This is a genomic window from Chitinophaga sp. CCNWYY40, assembly GCF_037483205.1.
GTDB classification, from domain to species: Bacteria; Bacteroidota; Bacteroidia; order Chitinophagales; family Chitinophagaceae; genus Chitinophaga; species Chitinophaga ginsengisegetis.
In genome coordinates, this window is sequence record NZ_JBBHLF010000004.1 from 274,878 (window position 1) to 296,459 (window position 21,582).

14 protein-coding genes and 1 pseudogene are annotated in these 21,582 nt (G+C 47.0%); 2 read left to right on the forward strand and 13 right to left on the reverse strand.

The window, feature by feature from the left end:
* Window positions 1–386: 386 nt before the first annotated feature.
* Complete coding sequence (locus V7S65_RS16050; RefSeq protein ID WP_336387238.1) at window positions 387–935, forward strand: hypothetical protein; 549 nt, start codon at window positions 387–389, stop codon at window positions 933–935.
* Window positions 936–982: 47 nt separating this feature from the next.
* Here V7S65_RS16050 and V7S65_RS32235 read toward each other — a convergent pair.
* The 7 genes and pseudogenes from V7S65_RS32235 to V7S65_RS16080 all read right to left on the reverse strand — a co-directional run.
* Window positions 983–1,162: pseudogene (locus tag V7S65_RS32235) on the reverse strand (Fic/DOC family N-terminal domain-containing protein); the annotation flags it as partial.
* A gap of 80 nt (window positions 1,163–1,242) precedes the next feature.
* A complete protein-coding gene (locus V7S65_RS16055; protein ID WP_079469087.1) occupies window positions 1,243–1,698 on the reverse strand; it encodes a hypothetical protein in 456 nt (151 codons plus the stop codon).
* A gap of 137 nt (window positions 1,699–1,835) precedes the next feature.
* Window positions 1,836–3,065 (reverse strand): DUF4998 domain-containing protein, encoded by a 1,230-nt coding sequence (locus V7S65_RS16060; RefSeq protein WP_336387239.1) that lies wholly within the window; start codon window positions 3,063–3,065, stop codon window positions 1,836–1,838.
* Between the two features lie 65 nt (window positions 3,066–3,130).
* On the reverse strand, window positions 3,131–4,384 hold the full coding sequence (locus V7S65_RS16065) for a DUF4959 domain-containing protein (RefSeq protein WP_336387240.1): 1,254 nt from the start codon (window positions 4,382–4,384) through the stop codon (window positions 3,131–3,133).
* A 50-nt stretch (window positions 4,385–4,434) separates the two neighbouring features.
* Window positions 4,435–6,345 carry a RagB/SusD family nutrient uptake outer membrane protein gene (locus tag V7S65_RS16070; protein ID WP_111579412.1) on the reverse strand — a complete coding sequence of 637 codons (1,911 nt, stop codon included), beginning with the start codon at window positions 6,343–6,345 and terminating at the stop codon, window positions 4,435–4,437.
* A 19-nt stretch (window positions 6,346–6,364) separates the two neighbouring features.
* Complete coding sequence (locus tag V7S65_RS16075; RefSeq protein WP_336387241.1) at window positions 6,365–9,589, reverse strand: SusC/RagA family TonB-linked outer membrane protein; 3,225 nt, start codon at window positions 9,587–9,589, stop codon at window positions 6,365–6,367.
* A gap of 450 nt (window positions 9,590–10,039) precedes the next feature.
* Window positions 10,040–11,056, reverse strand: coding sequence for a GntR family transcriptional regulator (locus V7S65_RS16080; RefSeq protein ID WP_336387242.1), 1,017 nt, complete (start codon window positions 11,054–11,056; stop codon window positions 10,040–10,042).
* A gap of 174 nt (window positions 11,057–11,230) precedes the next feature.
* On the opposite strand from V7S65_RS16080, the gene V7S65_RS16085 reads away from it, so the two are divergent.
* The gene (locus tag V7S65_RS16085; protein WP_079469093.1) at window positions 11,231–11,677 is read left to right on the forward strand and encodes a hypothetical protein; all 447 of its coding nucleotides are present in this window, start codon (window positions 11,231–11,233) and stop codon (window positions 11,675–11,677) included.
* A gap of 59 nt (window positions 11,678–11,736) precedes the next feature.
* Here V7S65_RS16085 and V7S65_RS16090 read toward each other — a convergent pair whose 3' ends face one another.
* From V7S65_RS16090 to V7S65_RS16115, 6 genes are read right to left on the reverse strand one after another with little or no spacing between them, the layout of a single operon-like run.
* Window positions 11,737–13,314, reverse strand: coding sequence for a RagB/SusD family nutrient uptake outer membrane protein (locus V7S65_RS16090; RefSeq protein WP_336387243.1), 1,578 nt, complete (start codon window positions 13,312–13,314; stop codon window positions 11,737–11,739).
* 20 nt (window positions 13,315–13,334) lie between these two features.
* Window positions 13,335–16,403 (reverse strand): SusC/RagA family TonB-linked outer membrane protein, encoded by a 3,069-nt coding sequence (locus tag V7S65_RS16095; protein WP_336387244.1) that lies wholly within the window; start codon window positions 16,401–16,403, stop codon window positions 13,335–13,337.
* 46 nt (window positions 16,404–16,449) lie between these two features.
* Window positions 16,450–17,388: a glycerophosphodiester phosphodiesterase family protein gene (locus V7S65_RS16100; protein WP_336387245.1), complete on the reverse strand. Its 939-nt coding sequence runs from the start codon at window positions 17,386–17,388 to the stop codon at window positions 16,450–16,452.
* 49 nt (window positions 17,389–17,437) lie between these two features.
* Window positions 17,438–18,166, reverse strand: coding sequence for an MIP/aquaporin family protein (locus V7S65_RS16105; RefSeq protein ID WP_336387246.1), 729 nt, complete (start codon window positions 18,164–18,166; stop codon window positions 17,438–17,440).
* A gap of 11 nt (window positions 18,167–18,177) precedes the next feature.
* Window positions 18,178–19,671, reverse strand: coding sequence for a glycerol kinase GlpK (glpK, locus tag V7S65_RS16110; RefSeq protein WP_336387247.1), 1,494 nt, complete (start codon window positions 19,669–19,671; stop codon window positions 18,178–18,180).
* 53 nt (window positions 19,672–19,724) lie between these two features.
* Window positions 19,725–21,329: a glycerol-3-phosphate dehydrogenase/oxidase gene (locus V7S65_RS16115; RefSeq protein ID WP_336387248.1), complete on the reverse strand. Its 1,605-nt coding sequence runs from the start codon at window positions 21,327–21,329 to the stop codon at window positions 19,725–19,727.
* Between the last annotated feature and the right edge of the window lie 253 nt (window positions 21,330–21,582).

Consider the following 21,582-nt stretch of genomic DNA (forward strand, 5'->3'; position numbering starts at 1 on the left):
ATGGGGATATTACAAGTGCGTTAAAAGTTAGCTTCATCGAATAGAATAGGAAGAGAAAACTAAAAAATATTTCATTAGTTGGTATAGGTTGGCAACTCAATATATAATCTCTAATTGGATTTCAAAATTATTAGTCAGTATTGAGTTTTGCTTACAGGTAGCTTCCTTTTGAAGAGAGTAAAATAGACCTAACAAGATCCTTTACTTCATGTAGAGTTCCTCACATGACTATTCACATAATACATATTTGATATACCAAACCATTCTTACCTAAGACTCTATATAAATGCAACGCCTTTATATCATATTTAGTGGTAAATTTCTTAACTTCTCGTACAAAGTAGCAGACAAGGAATAAAAATCAATAATAACCCAAAATCACCATTATGAAGATCCATCTTTTTAAAGCATTGGTTTTAATGCTTGTAATTATCCAATCAATAAATGTCTCCGGGCAGACTGTAGAAGAGCAAAACAAAAAATTAAAGCAAGAAATAGAAGCATTAAAACATGACAATGATTATTTCCGAAAAACCTTAGACATCTTTACATCCAGCCTTAAAACTACATCAAGCGATAATATCGATTTTCAGTTGGTAAAATGTACAGGGAGTAAAGCCAATCAAACTGTTACACTGGAATTTTTACTAACAAACAAAGATGTCAATAAAGACATTCAGTTCTCACCTGACAAATATGCCAAGGGGATTGATCTCCAAGGTAATGCTTATGGAATCGGAAATATTAAAATAGGAACTGAAGTGTATCTTACCGAAATCATTAAGGATGTGCCTTTAAAGTTTACTTTTCAATTTAAAGAAGTTGACCCCTCTGTAGCGATTTTTAAACTTATTTCAGTTGAGTATTTTACCTCTCTTTCCAATTATAAGAATATAAGGGTAACCTATAAAGATGTTCCTGTTGCTTGGAAATAATGCCTTTAAAACGCTAAAAAATCACAGTCCCAAAACATAATTAATATTTACCTGGTAGTCAAGGACAGAATCATTTGACTTCCGGTGGTAGATAACGCCTGGTATAATTTATCCTGAGTCGTGATTACATTTTCAATTTCCGAACTTGCTGTTGCTTCTTTCAGGATAACCGCATTAAGTAGTATGTTTTGATTGGGCAAAATATTGGCTAATCCCTTTAGCTCCGCTAATGCTACTGAAGAGGTTTAATCTGACCCACACTTAAAATATCAAAATTAACGGGAAAACCTTAAAGACTCTTTTTGCTTTACATTATCTCCCCTTCCATTCTCCTTCTCTTCAATTCCTTTCCACTGGCGCGGGCAAGAAAGAAAAAGAATAACATTAAACCGGTTAATATAGCTGTTACCTCTACCGGCAGATCCTTCGGTTTAGAGAAAGACACAAACCACATCCCCAGCACAAAGGGCGCCATAAGACCACCAATAGCATAGCCCAGGAAGCGCGCTACCTTATGCTCCCGGTCTTTTGCATTTCTCCATCCACCGGATTTCCGGGGAGAAATATTACTGTAAGTGTAGGTGGTGGAATAACTGCTAAAGGTAGTGGTATGCACCACCGGCTCCGGCCTGTAAAACGGGTTCTGTACATTAAACTGCGAGCCGCAATACTCACAGTGAATAATTACCTGCGGTTGGTTATCATCGGTGATAGGCTGCGAAAACACAGTGGCGCCGCAATTGGGACATTTATTATGCTGCATACTCAGGCTTCGGACATTTAGTCCGCCAGCGAAATTAGAAATTTTTCTGAATTGATGTGGGTATCATCATTTAAAAAGCAGCAGGCAGAAGTATATTACTTTCCGCCTGCTGCTTTTTATGATGACAGCCAACTGCTTTACTGCTTACTGTACATGGTAACTTCGCTCATGTTTATCGAATTGGAATTATTCACCGTATGCAACACCCTGATGCGGATATAACGTGCCGGTGGCGCCTGTGGGATGAAGTTAAATTTCATCGCTTCATTTCCGTCGTCGCCCCTGATGGCTGTGGTTAACAGTGTCCATCCCTTACTGCTCATTTCAGCGGCCCATCCCGGATCAGTGCTTTTCAGCGAAGTAGCTGCATTGGTGATATCCGCAATGCCCCATACTTCAAATTCGGAAGGATTATTACAACAGTTCCTGCCTGTTTCTTCGATCTGACCCAGGTTGTATAATTTGCCCATATCGAAAGTAAGGGTGCGCGGTAATGGATCGTTGGAACCATTATCATCACTATGGAAGATGTTAGGGTAGCCCTGTGGCCCTACGCTGCCATCCCATAATTTGCTGACGCGGGTATCCGACTGGTAGATGCCCATATCATTTGGCAGGTCGTGTTCCTGGAATAAGCTTTTATCACAGGCCACCAGTTTGTAGATATCAGGAAAAGTATCGTAGCTGTTGGTATAAAAAGTATCCAGTGCGCCTTTTGAAGGGATATAGGACGACTGATAAGTTACCGCCTGGCCAGCTTTATAGCCGGGTAAATTAACAGAATCCTGGTTGCCGGCAATTGTTGCTACGGCAGCCACACCTGCGGCGTTGGTATACCTGATGCTGGTGCTGATATTAATAGTATCGGGCGTTGTAAAGAACAATGTTACAGAGCCATCGTCACGTACTTTATAAGGCGTGGCAGCGTCGGGCAGGCGGTTGTGGAGCGTGCTTTTATAAATGTTGCCGTATACATGTGCATTATCTATTTCCGTTACAATAGAGCGGTTGCCGGCCGCATCGTAGGAATACAGAAAAAACGTATAGGCGTATTCGTTTAACCCGGTGATCAGGCAGCGCACGGTATCGGTAGGATTATGCGAGGTGGCGTTAATGGTTATGGAGTCCTGCCGGTTGTTCCAGAACAATACGTACTTGCTGATGCTGGGATCCGGGCTGGGCTTCCATCCTATCATCAGGCGGCCGTTGCCGGGGAACAGCGTAATACCCGATACGGTGCCGGGATACTGCACCTCCGTATTGCCGAGGAAATCCCGGAAGTCAGTTGCCTTCCGCGTACAGGCTATGAAGAAAAATAAACCGCAAAGTGGTAAGAGGAGTTTTGCAGCTATATGATACTTTCTCATCTCTTTATATTTTTAATAAAATAACTTTAAACAATACCGGTAAGGGAGATCAGGTAAATAATACGCTACCTGTTATCGCCCCAAATACTGAGTTCCATGATGTGAAAGAATTCATTACTATGCGCTGCATTAGTAACACATTCAAACCGCATGTATCTTACTTTGGGCAGATTCAGCGAAAAGTTATATCCAAAGCCTGCGTTCCAGAAAGCCAGATCAGCATTGTTATAGGCCGGTGATACCAGTCCGGATGGTTGCGCGGGCAAATGATAAACGCCCATATTGATCCATCCGCCGGGTGTTGCCTGTCCTAATGCCGGGAGGTTGGTGGTATCCGGCAATATTTCATCTACCGGCTCATCTGCACGGCCCCACATTACCCAGGTATCCGGGTTACCGTATCCCCAGAGATAATTGCCATCATCCAGGCCCCTGCCCCACATGGTAAACCTGCTCAGCTTTGCTACCTGCCCCATGTCAAATGTTACCCATTTGGGCAATGGTGCGGTGGTAGGATAAGTAGAGTGATAGCCTGGTCTGCCGAGATTATTGTCCCACATATAACGCAGCTCCCATCCAAAGCTGGAGCCGTCGTCAGAATTGAGTTTGTACACATTGAACTTTGATTTATCCATGATCGTTTCATAGATAGGTTTAATAGTAGCATACACGGTATCCGATATATTCCCGAATTCATCTGCCAGGTAGATGCCGAATTTCCTGGGGATGGTATCATAGCCCCGGATGCTGTAGTTGATATTTTCCTGGTTGGTATAGTTCTGATTTTTGATTTCCATCTTCTTTGTAGTCGCATCTTCCGTGATGGTAACTACCCCGATATTATCTTTAGCGGTGTTGGTTACACTGATGTTGATACCACCAAAATCTGCACGCATTACCACGGTAGGCAATGCCTGGAGATAAGTGGGCGTGCCGGGATGCACGGTTACTTTTACGGGATCGGACTTTACATCCGCGCGGGTAACGGTGTACAGCGTTACTATATAATCCTGGCTTTTCGCAAAGCCGCCTACTGCGATGGTATCGGAATAAAAGGACGATTTGGTTTGCCTGCTTTTGGTATCATTGATCATGTACTCTGCCTGTACATAGAGTACATTTTTGGAATCCGGTAATGTATAGGTGATATAGGCACCGCCGTTTTTATTGATCACCTGTATATTGGAAACCGGCTGTGGTTTTGTTTTATCGTCAGAAATTACATCATTGTATCCATCGTTTTTCTTACAGGAAAACTGGAGCATCAGTAATGTAACTACCGGTATCAACACGCGGAATATTTTATATATAGCATCCATATAAAAAATTGAAAACTGGTTTGAAATGATTTTGTCCGGCCTGTGTGTTATCACCAATAAGGTGTTTGCACCAGGTTGGGATTGGTCAGCATGTCGTAGTCCTGGATAGGAAACAGGTAATCTCTTAGTCCGAATACCGGTTGATAAACGTTTGTCACCTGGTAGAATCCCTGCGTGGTACGTTGTCTTATGTTCCATCCCTGGAAAGGTCCGTTGAGTACTGCCTGTAATTCTTTCCATCTTCTCAGGTCCCATCCTGCCTGTCCTTCAAAGGCCAGTTCTATTCTTCTTTCCTGGTGGATGATCGCTCTTAACCCTTCTTTAGAACCGTATTTGGCAGGATTACGGGAGAAGTTGGACCATGCCTGGACTACCCCCGGCAAACCGGCTCTTTCCCTTACCTTATCGATATAGCTGTATACTTCTGCACCCGGACCATTTACTTCATTCAGGCATTCTGCGTACAACAGCCACAGTGCGGGTAAGCGCATGAAGGGCCAGGAGTAATTGGTTTGCACGGATGTTTGTCCGAACGCTGTTTGCCACGGCACCAGCTTCTTTGGCCAATAGCCGGTAACGTTATAACGGGTAGGGGTATACGCAGCAAAACCATTTACGGCGTTTACATAGTTGGCGTTGTTATCATCGGTATTGGCGGAGCCAAACCAGGTGCTGCCATCAAAGGCTACATCGGCATAATAGCGCGCTTCGCGGTAGAAGTTACCACGGGCGGTAGTGTAGCCTTTGCGGATATAATAGCGGTGTGCGTCGTCGCCGGCCTGTAATTTATAGCGGTTGGCGTAATCCCAGGTTCTGTCTTCGTTGATAGGCACGCCGTTTTGTGTATAGAACAATTCCGACTGCGCCATTGGAACCGAGAAATTAGAGTATACGGCAAAACCGTTGGAGGCCGCATCCGCCGTTACTCTTGGGGAAGCCATATACTGCCAGCCGAATTGCGGATTGAGGGTCCAGATCTGTTCGGTGTTCCACTGATCGGTGAGTGCGCCCTGTATTGTTACCAGTTGCCTGGTGCTGTCGGACATATGCACAATACCTCCGCTGGCCCTGAACTGGTAGATCGCTGCACCGGTGGCTACTGCTGCATCAATTGCTGCTTTGCAGGCTGTTGCGGCGCGTTGCCATTTTGTGGCATCATATGCCACAGGGAAAAGGCTCTGTCCTTCTTTTCCTTTGATGGATGCGTAATCAGGGTTGCCGTTAAACAACGGGCTTGCCTGTGTAGCCAGCACTTCTGCCTTCACTGCTTTTGCAATTACAGCAGTAATGCGGCCCGCTTCTGCGCCGGCATTCTGTATTACATCCGGCAGGTTGGGAATAGCCTGATCCAGCAGGCTCACTACATAACCAAAACAGGAGTCCACGGATTGTTGTTTCAACCTGGTTTCTTCTGTAGGCGTATTCACCGGCAGGGCCACATCAGAAATAGGAATAGGGCCGTACATCCTGATGAGCCAGTAGTGATAGTATGCTTTCAGGAACTTCGCTTCTGCCACCCACCTGTTGCGCTGGTATTCCGGGAGATCCAGCGGCTTATCTACGTTATCGAGGAAGGTGTTGCACATGCGGATAGACTGCCACAGGTTTAACCCCATGTTATAACCATCCCAGTAGTTTAATATAGGATTGGGGCTGTTCTGCAAACCGCGCATAACGTTAAAACCGTTGTCGCCGCCTGCACCGCCGAGTGTGTTTTTATCCAGCAGGTCAATCGGGAAAATCACCTCGCCCGAGCTGGTGAAGCCCGCGTTACGCCTTACATCAGCCAGGCCCTGCATGTTGGAATAACAACCAAACAGGTAAGCCTGCGTTTCATTTGCGTTCACAAATGAGCTGTTCAGCGTAGCCACATTGTCCGGTGTTACATCTAAGTATTTTTTACAGGATACTGATAAGATGACCGGCAATACTACCAACAATGTTCTTTTAAAAAATCTCATTGTTTTATATTTTTTATACTTAGAAATTAAGATTTACACCCAGGTTGAATACTTTCTGGATCGGGTAGGCAAAGCCGTTACCCGCCTGCTCCGGATCCCACAGTTTGAATTTGCTGAAGGTGAGCAGGTTCAGACCACTGAAGTATACGCGGAAGTTGGTTAACCGTAATGGCGCGATCCATCTTTTTGGGAGTGAATAACCCATTTCAACAGACTTCAACCGCATGAAACTTCCATCACGCAGCCACCACGTGCTGCTTTGTTCGTTGTTGGCAATGTGTGAGGTAGACAACCGCGGCCACAGGGCGTAGAGGTTCTGGTTTTCTTCCGACCAGTGATTGTCGGCGTATGCCTGTAACAACTGGGCGTTGTCTACGAATGGCGCGGTAGTTTTGGGATTAATGAAGAAGGATTCTCTTGCCAGTCCCTGGAAAAAAGCGCTCACATCGAAACTCTTATACCCGAAGGAAAAACCGAAACCATAAATGATCTGTGGTGTGGTAGGTAAACCGATGGGCACCTGGTCGTCCTGGTTAATTACTCCATCGCCATTAATATCTCTATACTTGATATCACCACCTTTAGGAAACTCGCTGCCAAAGTTTTGCACAGGTGAGTTGGCGGCTTCTTTATCATCTACAAAAAGGCGTTCGGCCACATATCCAAACTGCTGGTTAACCGGGTTACCGGTAGAGAAGCGGTAAGCATATTTATACTCCGGCTCTTCAAAGTAGCGAACTTTATTATCTGTTACTGTGAGGTTGGCCATCACCGTCAGCCACATATCTTTTGAAAAATTTTGTTTGTAATCGAGATGAAGATCGAAGCCTTTTGAATCCACTTTTCCGAGGTTTGCCTGGAGATTATCGGAGGCTGAACCTTCAATACCGGCGGTAACAGGGATATAGCCACGTTTGATCAGGATGTTGTAACGGTTTTCGTTATATACTTCCGCGGTTACATTGAGTTTGTTGGCGATGGTCATTTCTACTGCCAGGTTGCCTTTCTTAGAGGTTTCCCAGGTCACATCCGGGTTAGGATAAGCCTGTATGGTAGTACCTTTCAGCGTGAAGCTGTTGTTGGTACCAAAGGTAGCACCGGGACCATTGGCATCATCCGGGGTTACGCTGGAGAGATAGAAAAAGCGTTGGTTACCGATATTATCATTCCCTACCAATCCGTAACTGCCGCGGATCTTCAGGCGGGAAATAATTTTTGCGATGCCGCCTTCCCAGAATGACTCATTGGATACCACCCAGGCGCCGCCGATGGTGGGAAAGAAGCCCCAGCGATGTTGCGGTGCAAATCTTTCCGATCCGTTGTAACCAAAGTTAAACTCAACGAAATACTTTTTATCGAATGAATAAGTTGCCCTTCCGGAAAAACCGAGGTTACGATAAGGTAGTGATCCTAACAAACTTCCGGCATTGCCGTACAATGTTTGCTGACGGGTACCTATCAGCGTTCCGCTCAGGTTACTTTTCCCGAAGTCGCGGTTATAATCTATAGCGCCCTGTAAATAGATGTAGCTGTAAATGTTTTTGGCGCCTTCAGAATAACCGAGGAATTCCTGTGCCTGGCCGGGTGAGCTGTTCAGCCAGTTGAGTACATACGAATTGGCATCGGGATCATAGCTGCCCACGCCATAATAGAATGGTTTGTAGGAGCGGCTCAGGTCAAAATAAGAATAGCGGTTGGTGCTGAAAATACCTCTGAAGGTAAGTCCTTCTGTGATGAAGTTGAAGTCCTGGTTCAGCTCAAACTGCGCCGACATCCTGGATTCAGAAAAGTTTTTATACCCGTACATCAGGTTGGCGTAGGGGTTATTTAACAGGGAGCCATCGTTACCGTAGGCGCTGCCAAACAGGATATGATTGGTGTTGGCATTTGCCGCATCCGGTTCATAATAGGCTGGAAATGCCACCGGGCTGGTATGCAGCGCCCTGGAATACAGGTCGGTGGCCAATCCGGAGGCATCGCTTGTAATAGGTCCCGTATAGTCGTTAAAGTTACCCCATAGACGCACCACTGCTTCTGTTGTTTTAGTAATTTTTACGTTCACGTTAGAACGCAGCTGGTAGTTTTCGAACTTCATCCCGGAGTTAAAGTTATTCACCGGGTTTACCTGTAAGATGCCGTTGTCGCGGGCATAAGAGCCGGCGATATAATATTTGGTAACATCTGATCCGCCCTGCACGCTGAAGTTGGCGCGTTTGGTGGTAGTTTGATCTTTGAACAATGTCTTCATCCAGTCTACCGCCGGGTATACATACGGATTGCTGCCCGGTGCTTTATCGATGGTAGCTTTGGTAGCGAGTATGGTGTTAGGCGTGAAATACGGTGTAGCCAATGGGTTCCTGGTAGTTACGGCTTCATTGTATTGATTCATGAAAGTAATCGGGTCTGCCAGTTTGAGGTTTTGTGTGGGTGTTGAGATGGCATCTTCCAGGCGTACACTTACCCTGGCTTTTCCCGGTTTACCTTCTTTTGTAGTAACGAGGATCACGCCGTTGGCGCCCCTGGCGCCGTACAGGGCTGCAGCACTCGCATCTTTCAAAATAGAAAAGCTGGCGATATCATCTACCTGTAAACGGGCCAGATCGTTGGCGCTCAGTTCCACGTTGTCCACAAGGATAAGCGGACTGGCGCTGTACCCGAGGGTGGTAACCCCGCGGATAAAGAACTGCGAGTTATCTGCCCCGGGCTGACCACCGCGCTGGAAGGCGATTACGCCGGCCATCTGACCGGCCAGGGCGTTGGTTAAGTTACTGGTAGGAATTTTCAGGTCCTCGGGATTAATACTGGTAACCGAGCCAACTACCGCTTCTTTTCGTTGCTTTCGGCCGAAGGCTGTTACTACTACTTCATCTACAGAGGCGATCACACTTTTCATCCGGAGATGATAATCTTTTTGCGTGGCGTTTACCACAAACCGCTGTTCGATAAAGCCTACGAAGGTTACCTGAATGGTAGCGCCTACCGGTACATCAAGGATAAATTTACCATTCCGGTCGGTGGCTGTTCCGCTGGAACTTCTGCCGTTTACCGAGATAGTAGCGCCTTCCAGGGATCTGCCGGTGGTATCGGACACCGATCCGGTAATAGTTACCCTGGCCGGTGTTTGCGCATGAACGTTGCCTGCCAGCATCAACAGCAGCAGGATCAAAAGGTAGCGGGGAGTGGATAATGCCGTTGGCAAAGCGGCAGTAAATCTCTTCTTGTAGCAAGTAAATTTCCTGAACATATTAAGAGCAATTATTGGAAGAATAAAAAACCATAACGTGTATTAAAGCATCATGACGCTTCCGGATACCCAGCAGGATAAACGGCCATCATAAGTGTACGTGGCATTCAGTAATTAATGTAAAAGGGAGAAAAAGTTTTATTTCATAACGTTTGCTTCATTCATTCCATCATAACCTGGAAACTATAGTTCTATCGTAATTAATGATTGATTCTGGTATCACGTGAAAAAGGAATGCGATTCTATACTGTACTATCCTATACTATCCTATAGCAAATATATATTTTTTTCATAACCGCCAAAAGAAATGCGGGATTATTTTTTACAGCGCTGCAAAAAAAGGGAGGAAGGGTTAAACGGCAATCAGGTTAGGCTAAAACAATATCATAAGAAGCGTAAGAGATACGTTTAACACGTATCCCTTACACATAAAAACATTCATAAAACGGTTTATAACGACTTTCTCCTGATGAGTACAGTGGGGATTATTTCCTGGATCTTTTCGCGGGTTAGTACAAAAGCAGCGGCCTTTTCCGCCATGAGCTTGAAATCGGTGGTATAGGTGGTGATCCCGTCGAAAATCAGTTCTTTTACAATATCATCGTTGTGCGACAGGATACCGATATCCTTACCGGGCTTGAGTTTCATTTGCTTGCAATCCTTGAGCATGGTCCACAGCTCAGCGTTGTTGATAGTGAAATACACCTTTCCTTTCTCGAGGGTGCCAGGCAGGTATTCCGGCTTTATCTCACTTTTGATATTAAAATCTTTTACAAACTTTTTAAATGCCTGGAGGATCTCTATGGGGGTATCGGCTACGGGCCGGTGATAATACACCATTCCTTTATATTGCTTGATCACGCCTGCCAGGGCAGAAAAGGCTTTGTAGGAAGACTGCTTAAACTCTTGTGCCACATAGGAGTATTCACCGGGAATAGGTTCGTAGCGATCAATCATCAGGAACTTATCCATAGGCAACACGCCAAGGATACCGGCGGTTTTGTTGTGCGGAATGGGCGCCACCACGTACATGCCATACTTTCCTTTTATGCTGTTCACGATACTTTGCAGTACCTCTATATTATTATGATGGAAGAAAATATCGATATGCACATCCTTGCCTAAGCCGGCGCGAAAGGTTTTATAGAACATTTCCTGGAAGGCGTCAAATGCAAACAGTACGAGGGCGATGCGCAGGTGTTGCTTTATATTCACATTGGCCACGAAAAAGCCAACCCGGTTCCTGGGCTCTACAATCCCCCTGCTTACCAGCTCCTTATAGGCTTTTGCAATTGTTTCCCGCGCGAAACCAAACTCGTTGATCAGTTCATTTACAGAAGGCAACATATCCCCCTGTGCCAAACCTTTATTTTGTATGGCGTTTAAAATACCATTCACCAATTGTTCATGTTTGGATAATCCGCTTACCGCCTCCATCTCGTAAACCTGTTCAAATACGTGGTTCATACCGGGTTAATTAAATTGTCACTGTTAAATTGCGTTTTCAGGAAAACAAAGCTGCTGTCCTATTCTATACCAACAAAAATAACATTCCCTTTTTATATCTCCTGAAGAAAAAATCCGGTAAAAGTCCGGCCCTATATTCCCGTCGATTTGTTATATTCGGTCAATTTCAACAAGATGGCAAAGAAACATAGTTTTGGCCCTGAAATTATAGATGGCCATATCGAAGAAAATATGCTTACCGCCAAAGTAAAGCTGGCCGCCATACAGGAGCCCGTTTCCCTGATGATAGACCCGGAAACGGTGAGTACTGAACCGGACGACTTTGCGCCCCTGGTGGAAGAAGCAAAAAAGCTGGTGGCCTACCTGGATAGTGGGAAGTACCAGGAAATTGTTGACGCCGTTGCAAAGGAGATCAACGAAAGCGCCTATGGGCAACAGGATGTGCCGCCCTCTTCTGATGAGCTGACGGCCCTCATAAATGACCTTACCTTAGCAGGCATTGAAGTATTTCCGGAGGGTTTCATGCTTAATTTTATCTCTGAAAAAATCTTTCCGGGTTCGGAGATCAAAGTACAGCTGGAGGAAGACTTCTCCATTGACGACGTATCCATCTATGACTAATAAAAAATGCAGATATGCAGCTACTGTGTAACTGCATATCTGCATAACATACCTGACAATTAATATCCCTGATTCTGTTCCAGGTTAGGGTTCAGATCTTTTTCCCCTACCGGGATCGGCCACCAGTAATCGCGTAGTTTATCGAACGTACGGGTTTCAATCTTCTTCCCGTTGTAATTCTCAATAGACGCATTCATCACGGTTTCAGCGGTTTTCCAGCGGCGGATGTCGTTGTAATACAATCCTTCACCGGCAAATTCCACCCTTCTCTCATGACGGATTTCCGCACGCAGCGCGTCTTTGGATAAAGTATTGGAAATATGCGGCATCTTCACCCTGTCGCGGATCTTGTCGAGTGCCGCAAAGATAGAAGCATCCGGGCCGCTTACTTCATTCTGCGCTTCTGCGTACATCATCAGGATGTCGGCATATCTCAGTACAATAAAGTTGATATCAGACTGGCCGTCTTTCAGATCTGCCTTATCTTTTGGCGGAGCAATGCTATCATAGAGGCTATACTTCTTCATACCATAACCGGTAATAGCAAAACGGGTGGCAGAAATAACAGCACCGCGGTACATATCGGTCGGGTAAGTGAAGGTACCGTATAAACGCGGATCACGACGGAGATACGGACTGTCGGCCTTGTATCCTGAAGCCGGATCAGTAACAGGCAGCCCATTATTCATGTAGTAGGTTTTGGCCAGATCCAGCAAAGGCGCGTTGGTGTTGTATTGCGCACAGATCAGGTCAAATGAGCTACCCTGCTGCGGGAAAACATACTGTACATCAAAAATAACTTCCTTGTTATTTTCATTGGGTTGTAAAAACAATCCACGGTAATCGGCAAAGAGTCCGTAGCCTGTACCCGGCAAATCCATCACTGCTTTGGCGGCATCAGCAGCTGCTTTCCATTTCGCCAGATCGTTGGAAGTGTTTAGCAGCGGACTGGCTTCGTATAACAGGATCCTTGCTTTCAACGCCATAGCTGCGCCTTTGGTGGCACGACCCAGATCTGCCCCGGTGAATTTTACCGGTAATATAGCTGCAGCGCTGTCCAGGTCTTTCAACACACTGGTCACCACTTCTGCACGTGGTGTGCGCGGCAGTTTAGCCTGGGTGCTTTTATCCGGCGGGTCCAGGATTAGCGGCACCGCACCGTAATAATTTTCCAGGATAAAATAGTACAGTCCACGCAGGAAGTAAGCCTCTCCTTTCATTCTTCTCCGTGTGGCCTCATCAATGGCTGTTACTTCATCTACTTTCTTCAAAAAGGTATTGCAACGGCCAATACCGCTGTAGCAATCAGAGTAACGGGCGGTAACGATACCACCGGTACTCGACATCTGTGTACCACGGGCAATAGAGTTAAAGCTCATCGCATCCGTTTGGTTGTAAGCGTTGGGAGAAAGGGTTTCTTCCCAAAGCGCGGTGGCATTGTTGGAAGTTTTACCACCAAAGACGCCCTGGTTGCGCAACACGGAGTAGCAGCCTACCAGGCCGGCATTGGCCGCTTCCGGTGTTTGCCAGAACGTTGATTCCGGGTAGCGGTCGTGAGGAGAAGTATCCAGCAGGCTTTTGTTGCAACCTGCAGCAAGTAGACCTGTGCAGGAAAGTAAGAGATATATCTTTTTCATACTATTCATGATTTGGATGTTTAGAAGGTAACGTTAATACCACCGTTAAAGGTTTTCAACATTGGATAAGTATACAACGTGGTTTGATCCAGTATGGATTCCGGATCGAAATCTTTATACCGGGAGAAAGTCAGCAGGTTTTCTGCGTTGATAAACACACTCACTTTCTGGATCTTTGCTTTCGACAACCATAGCTGCGGCAGTGCGTAGCCCAACTGGATGTTTTTCATTCTCAGGTATGAGTTATCCCTTAACCAGAAAGTAGAGCGCTGGAAATTATCGATGCTGCCGGTGCTGGTGGTTACGATTGGTAAACGTGCATCTGGTTTTTCAGGCGTCCAGGCATCCCTTGTCCATTCCCAGGTGGCATTGGCGCCATTGTTGAACGGATAGGCAAGGTTGGCAGTAGGCAATACCTTTACACCGCCAATACCCTGAAATGCAGCACTGAGCGTGATCCCTTTGTAGCCTACATTAAACCCGAAACCATAAGTATACTTTGGTACAGAGGAAGAGCTGTTCACAATTACACGATCATCGCCATTAATAATACCATCGTTATTAACATCCCTGAATTTGATGTAACCTGGTTTTGTATTGGCAGATTGTTTTGCACTGGCAGCTATTTCTGCCTGGTTCTGGAAAATACCTTCTGCCTGCAGTATATAAAAAGATTCAATAGGAGATCCTGCCTGTGTGATGGTACCTGTACCATAAATAATTTCACCATGCAGGTCTACTACTTCATTTTTATTGTAAGCCACACTTCCATACACATTCAAATCCACTTCGCCGATATGATCGCGGTATTGTGCCGTTACTTCAAAACCTGTATTATCTACCGTACCTACGTTTTGTTTGGCGCCGGCAAGGTTACCCACCTGGGAAGGCATGCCCACTTCACGAAGGATACCGTTTGTGCGTTTCTTATATGCATCAACGGTAAGGCCTATACGATTATTCCACAGGTTAACATCAACACCGACATTGTATGCATTGGTAATTTCCCATCTGAGGGTAGAATCTGCATCTGCAATTTTTGCGGCTCCGGAATTTAATACGCCGCCGAAACTATAGTCTTCACCAAGATTTACCATTGGCTCTGTAGTGTAGAGTGCAATGGCCTGGTTACCCAATTTACCAGCGGAAGCGCGCAGCTTCAGCACGTTGATGAAATCAGAATGAAAGAAGGCTTCTTTATCGATACGCCAGCCGGCGGATACAGAAGGGAAAAATGCCCAGCGGCTATGCTTTCCGAGGCGGCTGGAACCATCATAACGGAAGGTAGCTTCCAACAGGTATTTACCATCGTAATCGTAGTTAACACGACCAAAATAAGATTCCAGTACATCACGGGTAAGATTTCCTGAGGTAGCGTTCCAGGTGGTACCTACACTTAAAGCATCCAGTCGTCCATCCAGGTAGCCATACATACTGGCTGCCCATGAGTCAGAATCGAAGTTATCATAACTGGCGCCCAGCATGGCAGAGAGGTTATGTTTCTCTTTAAACTGGTGTTTCCAGTCGAGCGTGTTATAGAAATGAATGTTCATATCGTTATAATCCGTTTTAGCTGACCGTGGTGCAGTAGCGGGACTGTTCCAGTTGATAGGCGCGCCTGATTTAGGATTAAAGGTTTGCATACGTGGTGTAAAGCCGCTGAGCAAACCATCATACTTATCCACACCAAATTTGATATTATAATTGATATCAAAAGGCAGTTTATACTCTGCAAAAACGGTAGTCAGGAAGCGTTGGATCTGTTTGGTCTGTAAACCGTTGTATGCCAGCATACGTGGGTTTTCCCAGTTGTTACGACCGGCGGTTCTGAGCCAGGAGTTGCCGTAGCGGCCGTCCCGCAGCGTATCCGTGAGAATAGGCAATGTACGGGCCAGGTAGTTCCAGGTGTCCGTATAAAATGGTGTGGTGTAGGTTCTGTAGTAACCATCCATGGTGATACCTGCGCGTAAACGTTTGGTTACATCCATTGAAGCATTCAGCCCCACAGAATATTTCTTTTCATGGTTGCCTGGTCCGAAGAGGATACCGTTTCTATCGAGATAGCCGAGTGACAGGCGGTATTGGTATTTATCGGAGCTACCGGAAATGCTCAGGTCATGTTTCTGGATCACGCCGTTTTTCAGGGCAATCTTATACCAATCGTTTGCAGGATAGGTGAAAGGATCTGTAGCCATTCCTTTCTGGTATTCGTCTATATCCGCTTCTGCATATTCAATTGCTTTTCCTTCATTGATGAGCGCCTGGTTTTTCAGTTTCATGTACGCGATGGGATCGGTGATCACATCCGGCAGGTAAGTAGCTTTCTGCTGACCGTAGTAGTAGCTGTAGTTTACGCGGGAGGTACCTCTTCCTTTTTTAGTGGTAACAAGGATAACGCCGTTGGAACCGCGGGAGCCGTAAATGGCTGCAGCAGCATCTTTCAGTACCGTAACGGTTTCAATATCGTTTGGATTGAGTTCATCCATAGAGTATTCAATACCATCTACCAATACCAGCGGGTCGTTGGCCCTGGGATCGCTGCTGCCGAAGGTGTTCAATCCCCTGATGCGGATGGTGCTGCGATCCACACCCGGCTGACTGTTGCTCAGGTTAGCGAATACGCCGGGTACGCCGTGCAGTGCGTTACTCACGTTGGTAAGCGGCTGGCCTTCTTTGTCCACCATATTTACCGTAGTAATGGCGCCGGTGAGGGTGGCTTTTTTCTGCGTGCCATAACCTACTACCACTACGTCGTTTAGTTTTTGAATGTCTTCCTGCAGTACTACCAGTACAGTAGCGGATTTTACTTTCACCTCTTTGGGCAGGTAGCCTATAAAGGTGAATTTCAGTGTAGCGTCTTTAGGTGCAGTTAATTTAAAAGCACCGTTTACGTCGGTGGCGGCGCCGCGGCTGGTACCCGCTACCTGAACGTTCACTCCTATCAGCGGAGTGCCGTTGGCAGCAGTTACCTTACCGGTAACGGGAATATCCTGCGCATGCAGGGATAGGCTGCCGGCGCCAATGATCCCGATACACAGCAACAGGAAAGTCGCCGGCTTTAACAGGCGGAATCGTGAAAAGAATTTCATAAGTGTGTTTGTTTTTTTTGTTAGTATTCTGGTAGATAAATAATGGTCAGAGCCCTGCTTCGCGTAACCTGTTCGGATAGTCGGTTATAATACCATCAACGTCCTGTGCTTTCAGTTTTTTCATTTCGTTAACATCGTCCACTGTCCACGGAACAATTTTAATATGTTTAGCGTGGCATTTGCTCACCAGCTCCGGTGTTACCAGCTTATAGTATGGATTATAAAAAAACGGGGTAAAGCCCAGTTGCGCCAGGTGCTGATCGAACCCGTTCTTTTTATCAGCTGTCAGAAATCCAAGTGCCATATCAGGATACCTGCGGTGCAGTACCTGTAGTGGGCGCATGTCGAAAGACTGCACCAGCAGCCGTTTCCCAAGCGGTTGTAATTGTTTTACGGCCATCAGTTTGTCCATATACTCTTCCGGCGCCGGCTGTTCCTTACCATCCGTTTTTTCGGAAGATTTTATTTCCAGCAGATAATAAGGCGCGGGCAGGTGATGCGCTTTCGTATAGGCTTCCACGGAGTCTATCATTTCAGACAGCAGTGGTGCGTAGGAGCGCATGCGCTGTTGCTCCGGGTAGGCCGGGTATGGTTTTTCACCGATGATAAACGGGCGGATGTCAGCATAGTTCATCTGGTAAAAAACATAGTCCGTGTGTTTCTCCGCAGGGATATCTTTTCCATCCGGCATGGTGGTATACGATGGTGTAAAAGAGGCATCGTGGTATACCATTACCTGTCCGTCTTTGGTGATATGTACATCAAACTCAATAGTATTGGCGCCTTCGGTCAAGCCGCGGTACATAGCGGGAATGGTGTTCTCCGGCATCAGGCCCCTTGTGCCGCGATGTCCTACTGTATAAAAAGAAGGATATCCATTTTTTGCAGCCGTAGTTGTTTTGGTTGTTTTACAGGCGTTAAAGGTGCATACCGCGGCAACTGCCAGTGCGCTGCCTATAAGGCTGATATTGATCTTTTTTTTCATTGTACGTGGTTCTAACGTGTTATTAATTGCGTATATAGGTAAACGTTATTTACTTCAGTAACAGGTATAATGAAGCAGCAAGTACAGCGCCGGCCACTGGTCCGAAAACGGGTACCCAGGAATAGTTCCAGTCGCTGTGTCCTTTTCCTTTTATAGGCAGCAGCGCATACATGATACGCGGCCCCAGGTCCCTGGCCGGATTGATGGCATAGCCGGTGGTTCCGCCGAGCGACAACCCGATAGACCATACCAGCAGCATTACCGGCAGTGCGCCGAGAGATCCCAGGCCCATCGGTGTTTTCTCCGGTCCTACTTCTGCATTGGTGAAATAGAAGATGGTAAAAAGCAATACAAAGGTGCCGGTAGCTTCGCAGATGAAGTTGCGCCAGATATTTCGTATAGCCGGCTCCGTGCAAAACACGGCGCGTTGCAATCCTTTGTCCGGTGTGTTATTGAGATGGTCTTTGTAATTGAGCCATACCAGTGTAGTGCCCAGCATAGCGCCCAGCATCTGCATGACAATAAACAAAGGCACATCAGCCCAGTTGAATTTGCCGGCTGTGGCCAGTGCGATGGTAACAGCGGGATTAAGATGCGCGCCGCTGTACGGGCCGGCGAACACTACTCCAACAAATACGGCCAGCGCCCAGCCGGTGGTGATCACGATCCAGCCGCTGCTGTTACCTTTCGTTTGATGCAGTACCACGTTGGCTACCACGCCGTTTCCCAGCAGCAGCAATAAGGCGGTACCTATGAATTCAGCTAAATAAGGATACATAGTTTATAATTTTATTGGTGAGCCCATGCTTTTGCGGCATTTACTGCGCGGTTCCATCCGTTGATCCATTGCTGCCGTTGTTCCTGTTCCAGTTTTGGAGAGAAGCATTTTTCCATTTTCCACTGGCTGGCAATTTCTTCCAGGTTCTGCCAGTAGCCGGTAGCCAGTCCGGCGAGATAGGCTGCTCCCAGGGCGGTTGTTTCTGTAATGCCCGGGCGCACTACTTTTGTTTGCAGGATATCTGCCTGGAATTGCATCAGCAGGTTGTTGCCGGTAGCGCCGCCATCTACTCTTAATTCCTTTATGCTGATGTTGGCATCTGCTTCCATTGCTTTCAGCACTTCCATGGTTTGATAGGCGATGCTTTCCAGTGCGGCGCGTGCAATATGCGCGGCGTTGGTGCCGCGTGTCATGCCTACGAGGGTACCGCGTGCGTGCTGGTCCCAGTGCGGGGCGCCAAGCCCTGCGAAGGCGGGTACCAGGTATACGCCGTCGTTTTGCTCCACGCTGGCGGCCAGGGCTTCCACTTCAGAAGAGGCCCGGATGATACCAAGACCGTCGCGCAGCCACTGCACAATAGCGCCGGCGATAAAGATGCTGCCTTCCAGTGCGTACTGTACCTGTCCGTTTACTTTCCAGGCTACTGTAGTGAGGAGATTATTTTTGCTGATGATGGGTGTGTCGCCGATGTTCATCAGCATAAAACAACCGGTTCCATAGGTATTTTTCACCATGCCGGGAGCGGTACACATTTGTCCGAAGAGGGCCGCGTGCTGATCGCCGGCAACACCTGCAATGGGGATTTGTACGGCAAAGATGCCGGGCGCGGTTTCGCCGCATACTTCGCTGGATTGTTTTACTTCCGGCAGCATAGATGCCGGGATATCCAGCATGGCCAGCAGTTCATCGTCCCATGCCTGTGTGTGGATATTAAACAGCATGGTGCGGGAAGCGTTGGTGATATCGGTCGCATGCACGGCGCCGTGAGTGAGGTTCCAGATCAGCCAGGAGTCTACTGTTCCGAAAGCCAGCTTGCCTTCGTTGGCGCGTTCCCGTGCCCCGGGTACATTGTCCAGGATCCACCTGATTTTTGTTCCGGAGAAGTAGGCGTCAATAACAAGACCCGTTTTTTCGCGTACCAGCGTTTCTTTGCCTGCAGCTTTAAGATCGTCGCAGAAAGCGGCAGTGCGCCTGTCCTGCCATACGATGGCATTGTACACCGGCTTACCGGTTTCGCGGTCCCATACCAGGGTGGTTTCCCGTTGGTTGGTGATGCCAATGGCAGCGATGTTGCCGCCTTCCAGCCCTACTTTCGCCATTGCTTCTGTGGCTACGCCGATCTGGCTGCTCCATATTTCAGCGGGATCGTGTTCCACCCATCCGGGTTGCGGGAACAGTTGTGTGAATTCTTTCTGCGCCGTGGAAATAATTACGCCGGCTTTGTCGAAGATAATGGCCCGTGAGCTGGTTGTGCCCTGATCCATTGCCATAATGTATCTGATCATGTTTTTCTTTTTCTGCGTGGATGTTTACGTGGATGTATTCTTTTTCGTTTAGTCTATGCCGTAACCTTCAGTTGTTTATAGGTAGTACCGTTTTTCAGGAGGTAGTGTTGTGCCACCTGCATAAAATCCTTCACCTGTTTTTGTTGCCAGGTGATGTCTTTGTTCATTTCTGCAGCCATGATAGCAGCTACTGCGGGCGCCATGTCTATAGCAGCCTGCGCATCCAGGAAAAGTGCGCGCAAACGCCTGGCCAGCACATCTTCCACGGTTTGGGCCATTTCATGTTTTACTGCCCAGATCACCTGTGCCTTGATGTAGGGCAGGCGTGGGTGCAGCTGTTCTTTCGTGCCGGGGTACAGTGCCATAAATGCCTGTATCCTGGCAGCGTCGCTGCCGTATACGTCCAGTGGTGCGGGCGCGGAAGGTTGTTGCTGGTACCCGTGGATATGCAGCGATTTTGTTTTGCATCCAACCGGTACCAGTCCGCCGGTTTTGATGGCCTGATCCACTGTATCTTCTGCCATCCTGCGGAAGGTGGTCCATTTACCGCCGGTGATGGTGATCAGTCCGGAGGGGGCTACCAGTATTTTATGACTGCGGGAAATTTCCTTTGTGCTGCCGGTTTCTTTTTGTGGCGCTGCCAGCGGACGTAACCCGGCGAATACGCTGAGTACATCTTCACGTGCGGGCGGACGATCGAGGTATTTGCCTGCGGTATTTAAAATAAAGCTGATCTCTTCTTCCAGTGCAATGGGTTCCATGCTGTGTTCATCGAGCGGTGTGTCGGTGGTTCCCAGCAGTACTTTATTATTCCAGGGCACGGCAAACAGTACGCGGCCATCGTCCGTTTTCGGGATCATGATAGCGCTTTTGCTGTTGAGGAAAGAAGGGTCCAGCACCAGGTGTACACCCTGACTGGGTTTCACCATATTAGGCGCTGCGGGGTTGTCCAGTTGCAGTACTTCATCTACAAATACGCCGGTGGCGTTGATCACTGTTTTGGCCCGGAGGGTGAAGGTTTCATTGGTTTCCAGGTCCTGTGTGCGGACACCGCTTATTTTGCCGGCGCTGTTTTTAACGAGGCCGTTTACTTTGAAGTAGTTGAGCAGTACGGCGCCGTTTTCAACGGCGGTTTGTGCGATGTCTACTGCCAGGCGGGCATCATCAAACTGTCCGTCGTGATAAACAATCCCTCCTTTCAGTCCTTCTTTCCGGATGGTGGGCAACCTGTTGATCACTTCTGCCCTGCCGATATGCCGGGAGCGTCCGAGGCTCAGTTTCCCGGACAGGAGATCATAGATTTTGAGGCCGATGGTATAAAAGGGGCCTTGCCACCAGTTATACTGCGGGATGATAAATTGCTGGTTATGGGCCAGGTGCGGGGCGTTGTTAAGCAGCAGTCCTCTTTCATACAGGGCTTCCCGTACAAGGGCGATGTCGCCCTGCGCCAGGTATCTTACGCCGCCATGTACCAGTTTGGTACTGCGACTGGAAGTTCCTTTGGCGAAGTCGGCCTGTTCCAGCAACAGGGTCCGGTAATTCCTGGTGGCGGCATCCATAGCGATACCAAGACCGGTAGCGCCGCCGCCTATTATGATAAGATCCCACGGTTGTTCACCTGCTTCCTTTAATTGCCTGATTGATTCAGTTCTTTTCATTTTATCTCCCTATAACTTTTAATTAGTTTCATTTGTTTTCTTTACAATAGTAATAAAAACAAAAAGAAATAATTCGAAACCAAAGTATAAAATAAAATGAAAAAGGTGAAAAAGTTATTGATGAGCGGAAAAGAAACAAAAAGAAAAATATAAATTACTATAAATCAATATTATTACATATAATTATAACGTCTCTATAACTTCATTTTATTTCATATCTTATTTTATGAGATAAAAACGAAGGATACTAACC

Excerpts from the sequence above, each read along its gene's own strand:
- V7S65_RS16050 (WP_336387238.1), top strand. The coding sequence starts at position 387 with ATGAAGATCCATCTTTTTAAAGCATTGGTTTTAATGCTTGTAATTATC.
- V7S65_RS16055 (WP_079469087.1), bottom strand. The coding sequence starts at position 1,698 with ATGCAGCATAATAAATGTCCCAATTGCGGCGCCACTGTGTTTTCGCAG.
- V7S65_RS16060 (WP_336387239.1), bottom strand. The coding sequence starts at position 3,065 with ATGAGAAAGTATCATATAGCTGCAAAACTCCTCTTACCACTTTGCGGT.
- V7S65_RS16065 (WP_336387240.1), bottom strand. The coding sequence starts at position 4,384 with ATGGATGCTATATATAAAATATTCCGCGTGTTGATACCGGTAGTTACA.
- V7S65_RS16070 (WP_111579412.1), bottom strand. The coding sequence starts at position 6,345 with ATGAGATTTTTTAAAAGAACATTGTTGGTAGTATTGCCGGTCATCTTA.
- V7S65_RS16075 (WP_336387241.1), bottom strand. The coding sequence starts at position 9,589 with ATGTTCAGGAAATTTACTTGCTACAAGAAGAGATTTACTGCCGCTTTG.
- V7S65_RS16080 (WP_336387242.1), bottom strand. The coding sequence starts at position 11,056 with ATGAACCACGTATTTGAACAGGTTTACGAGATGGAGGCGGTAAGCGGA.
- V7S65_RS16085 (WP_079469093.1), top strand. The coding sequence starts at position 11,231 with ATGGCAAAGAAACATAGTTTTGGCCCTGAAATTATAGATGGCCATATC.
- V7S65_RS16090 (WP_336387243.1), bottom strand. The coding sequence starts at position 13,314 with ATGAAAAAGATATATCTCTTACTTTCCTGCACAGGTCTACTTGCTGCA.
- V7S65_RS16095 (WP_336387244.1), bottom strand. The coding sequence starts at position 16,403 with ATGAAATTCTTTTCACGATTCCGCCTGTTAAAGCCGGCGACTTTCCTG.
- V7S65_RS16100 (WP_336387245.1), bottom strand. The coding sequence starts at position 17,388 with ATGAAAAAAAAGATCAATATCAGCCTTATAGGCAGCGCACTGGCAGTT.
- V7S65_RS16105 (WP_336387246.1), bottom strand. The coding sequence starts at position 18,166 with ATGTATCCTTATTTAGCTGAATTCATAGGTACCGCCTTATTGCTGCTG.
- glpK (WP_336387247.1), bottom strand. The coding sequence starts at position 19,671 with ATGATCAGATACATTATGGCAATGGATCAGGGCACAACCAGCTCACGG.
- V7S65_RS16115 (WP_336387248.1), bottom strand. The coding sequence starts at position 21,329 with ATGAAAAGAACTGAATCAATCAGGCAATTAAAGGAAGCAGGTGAACAA.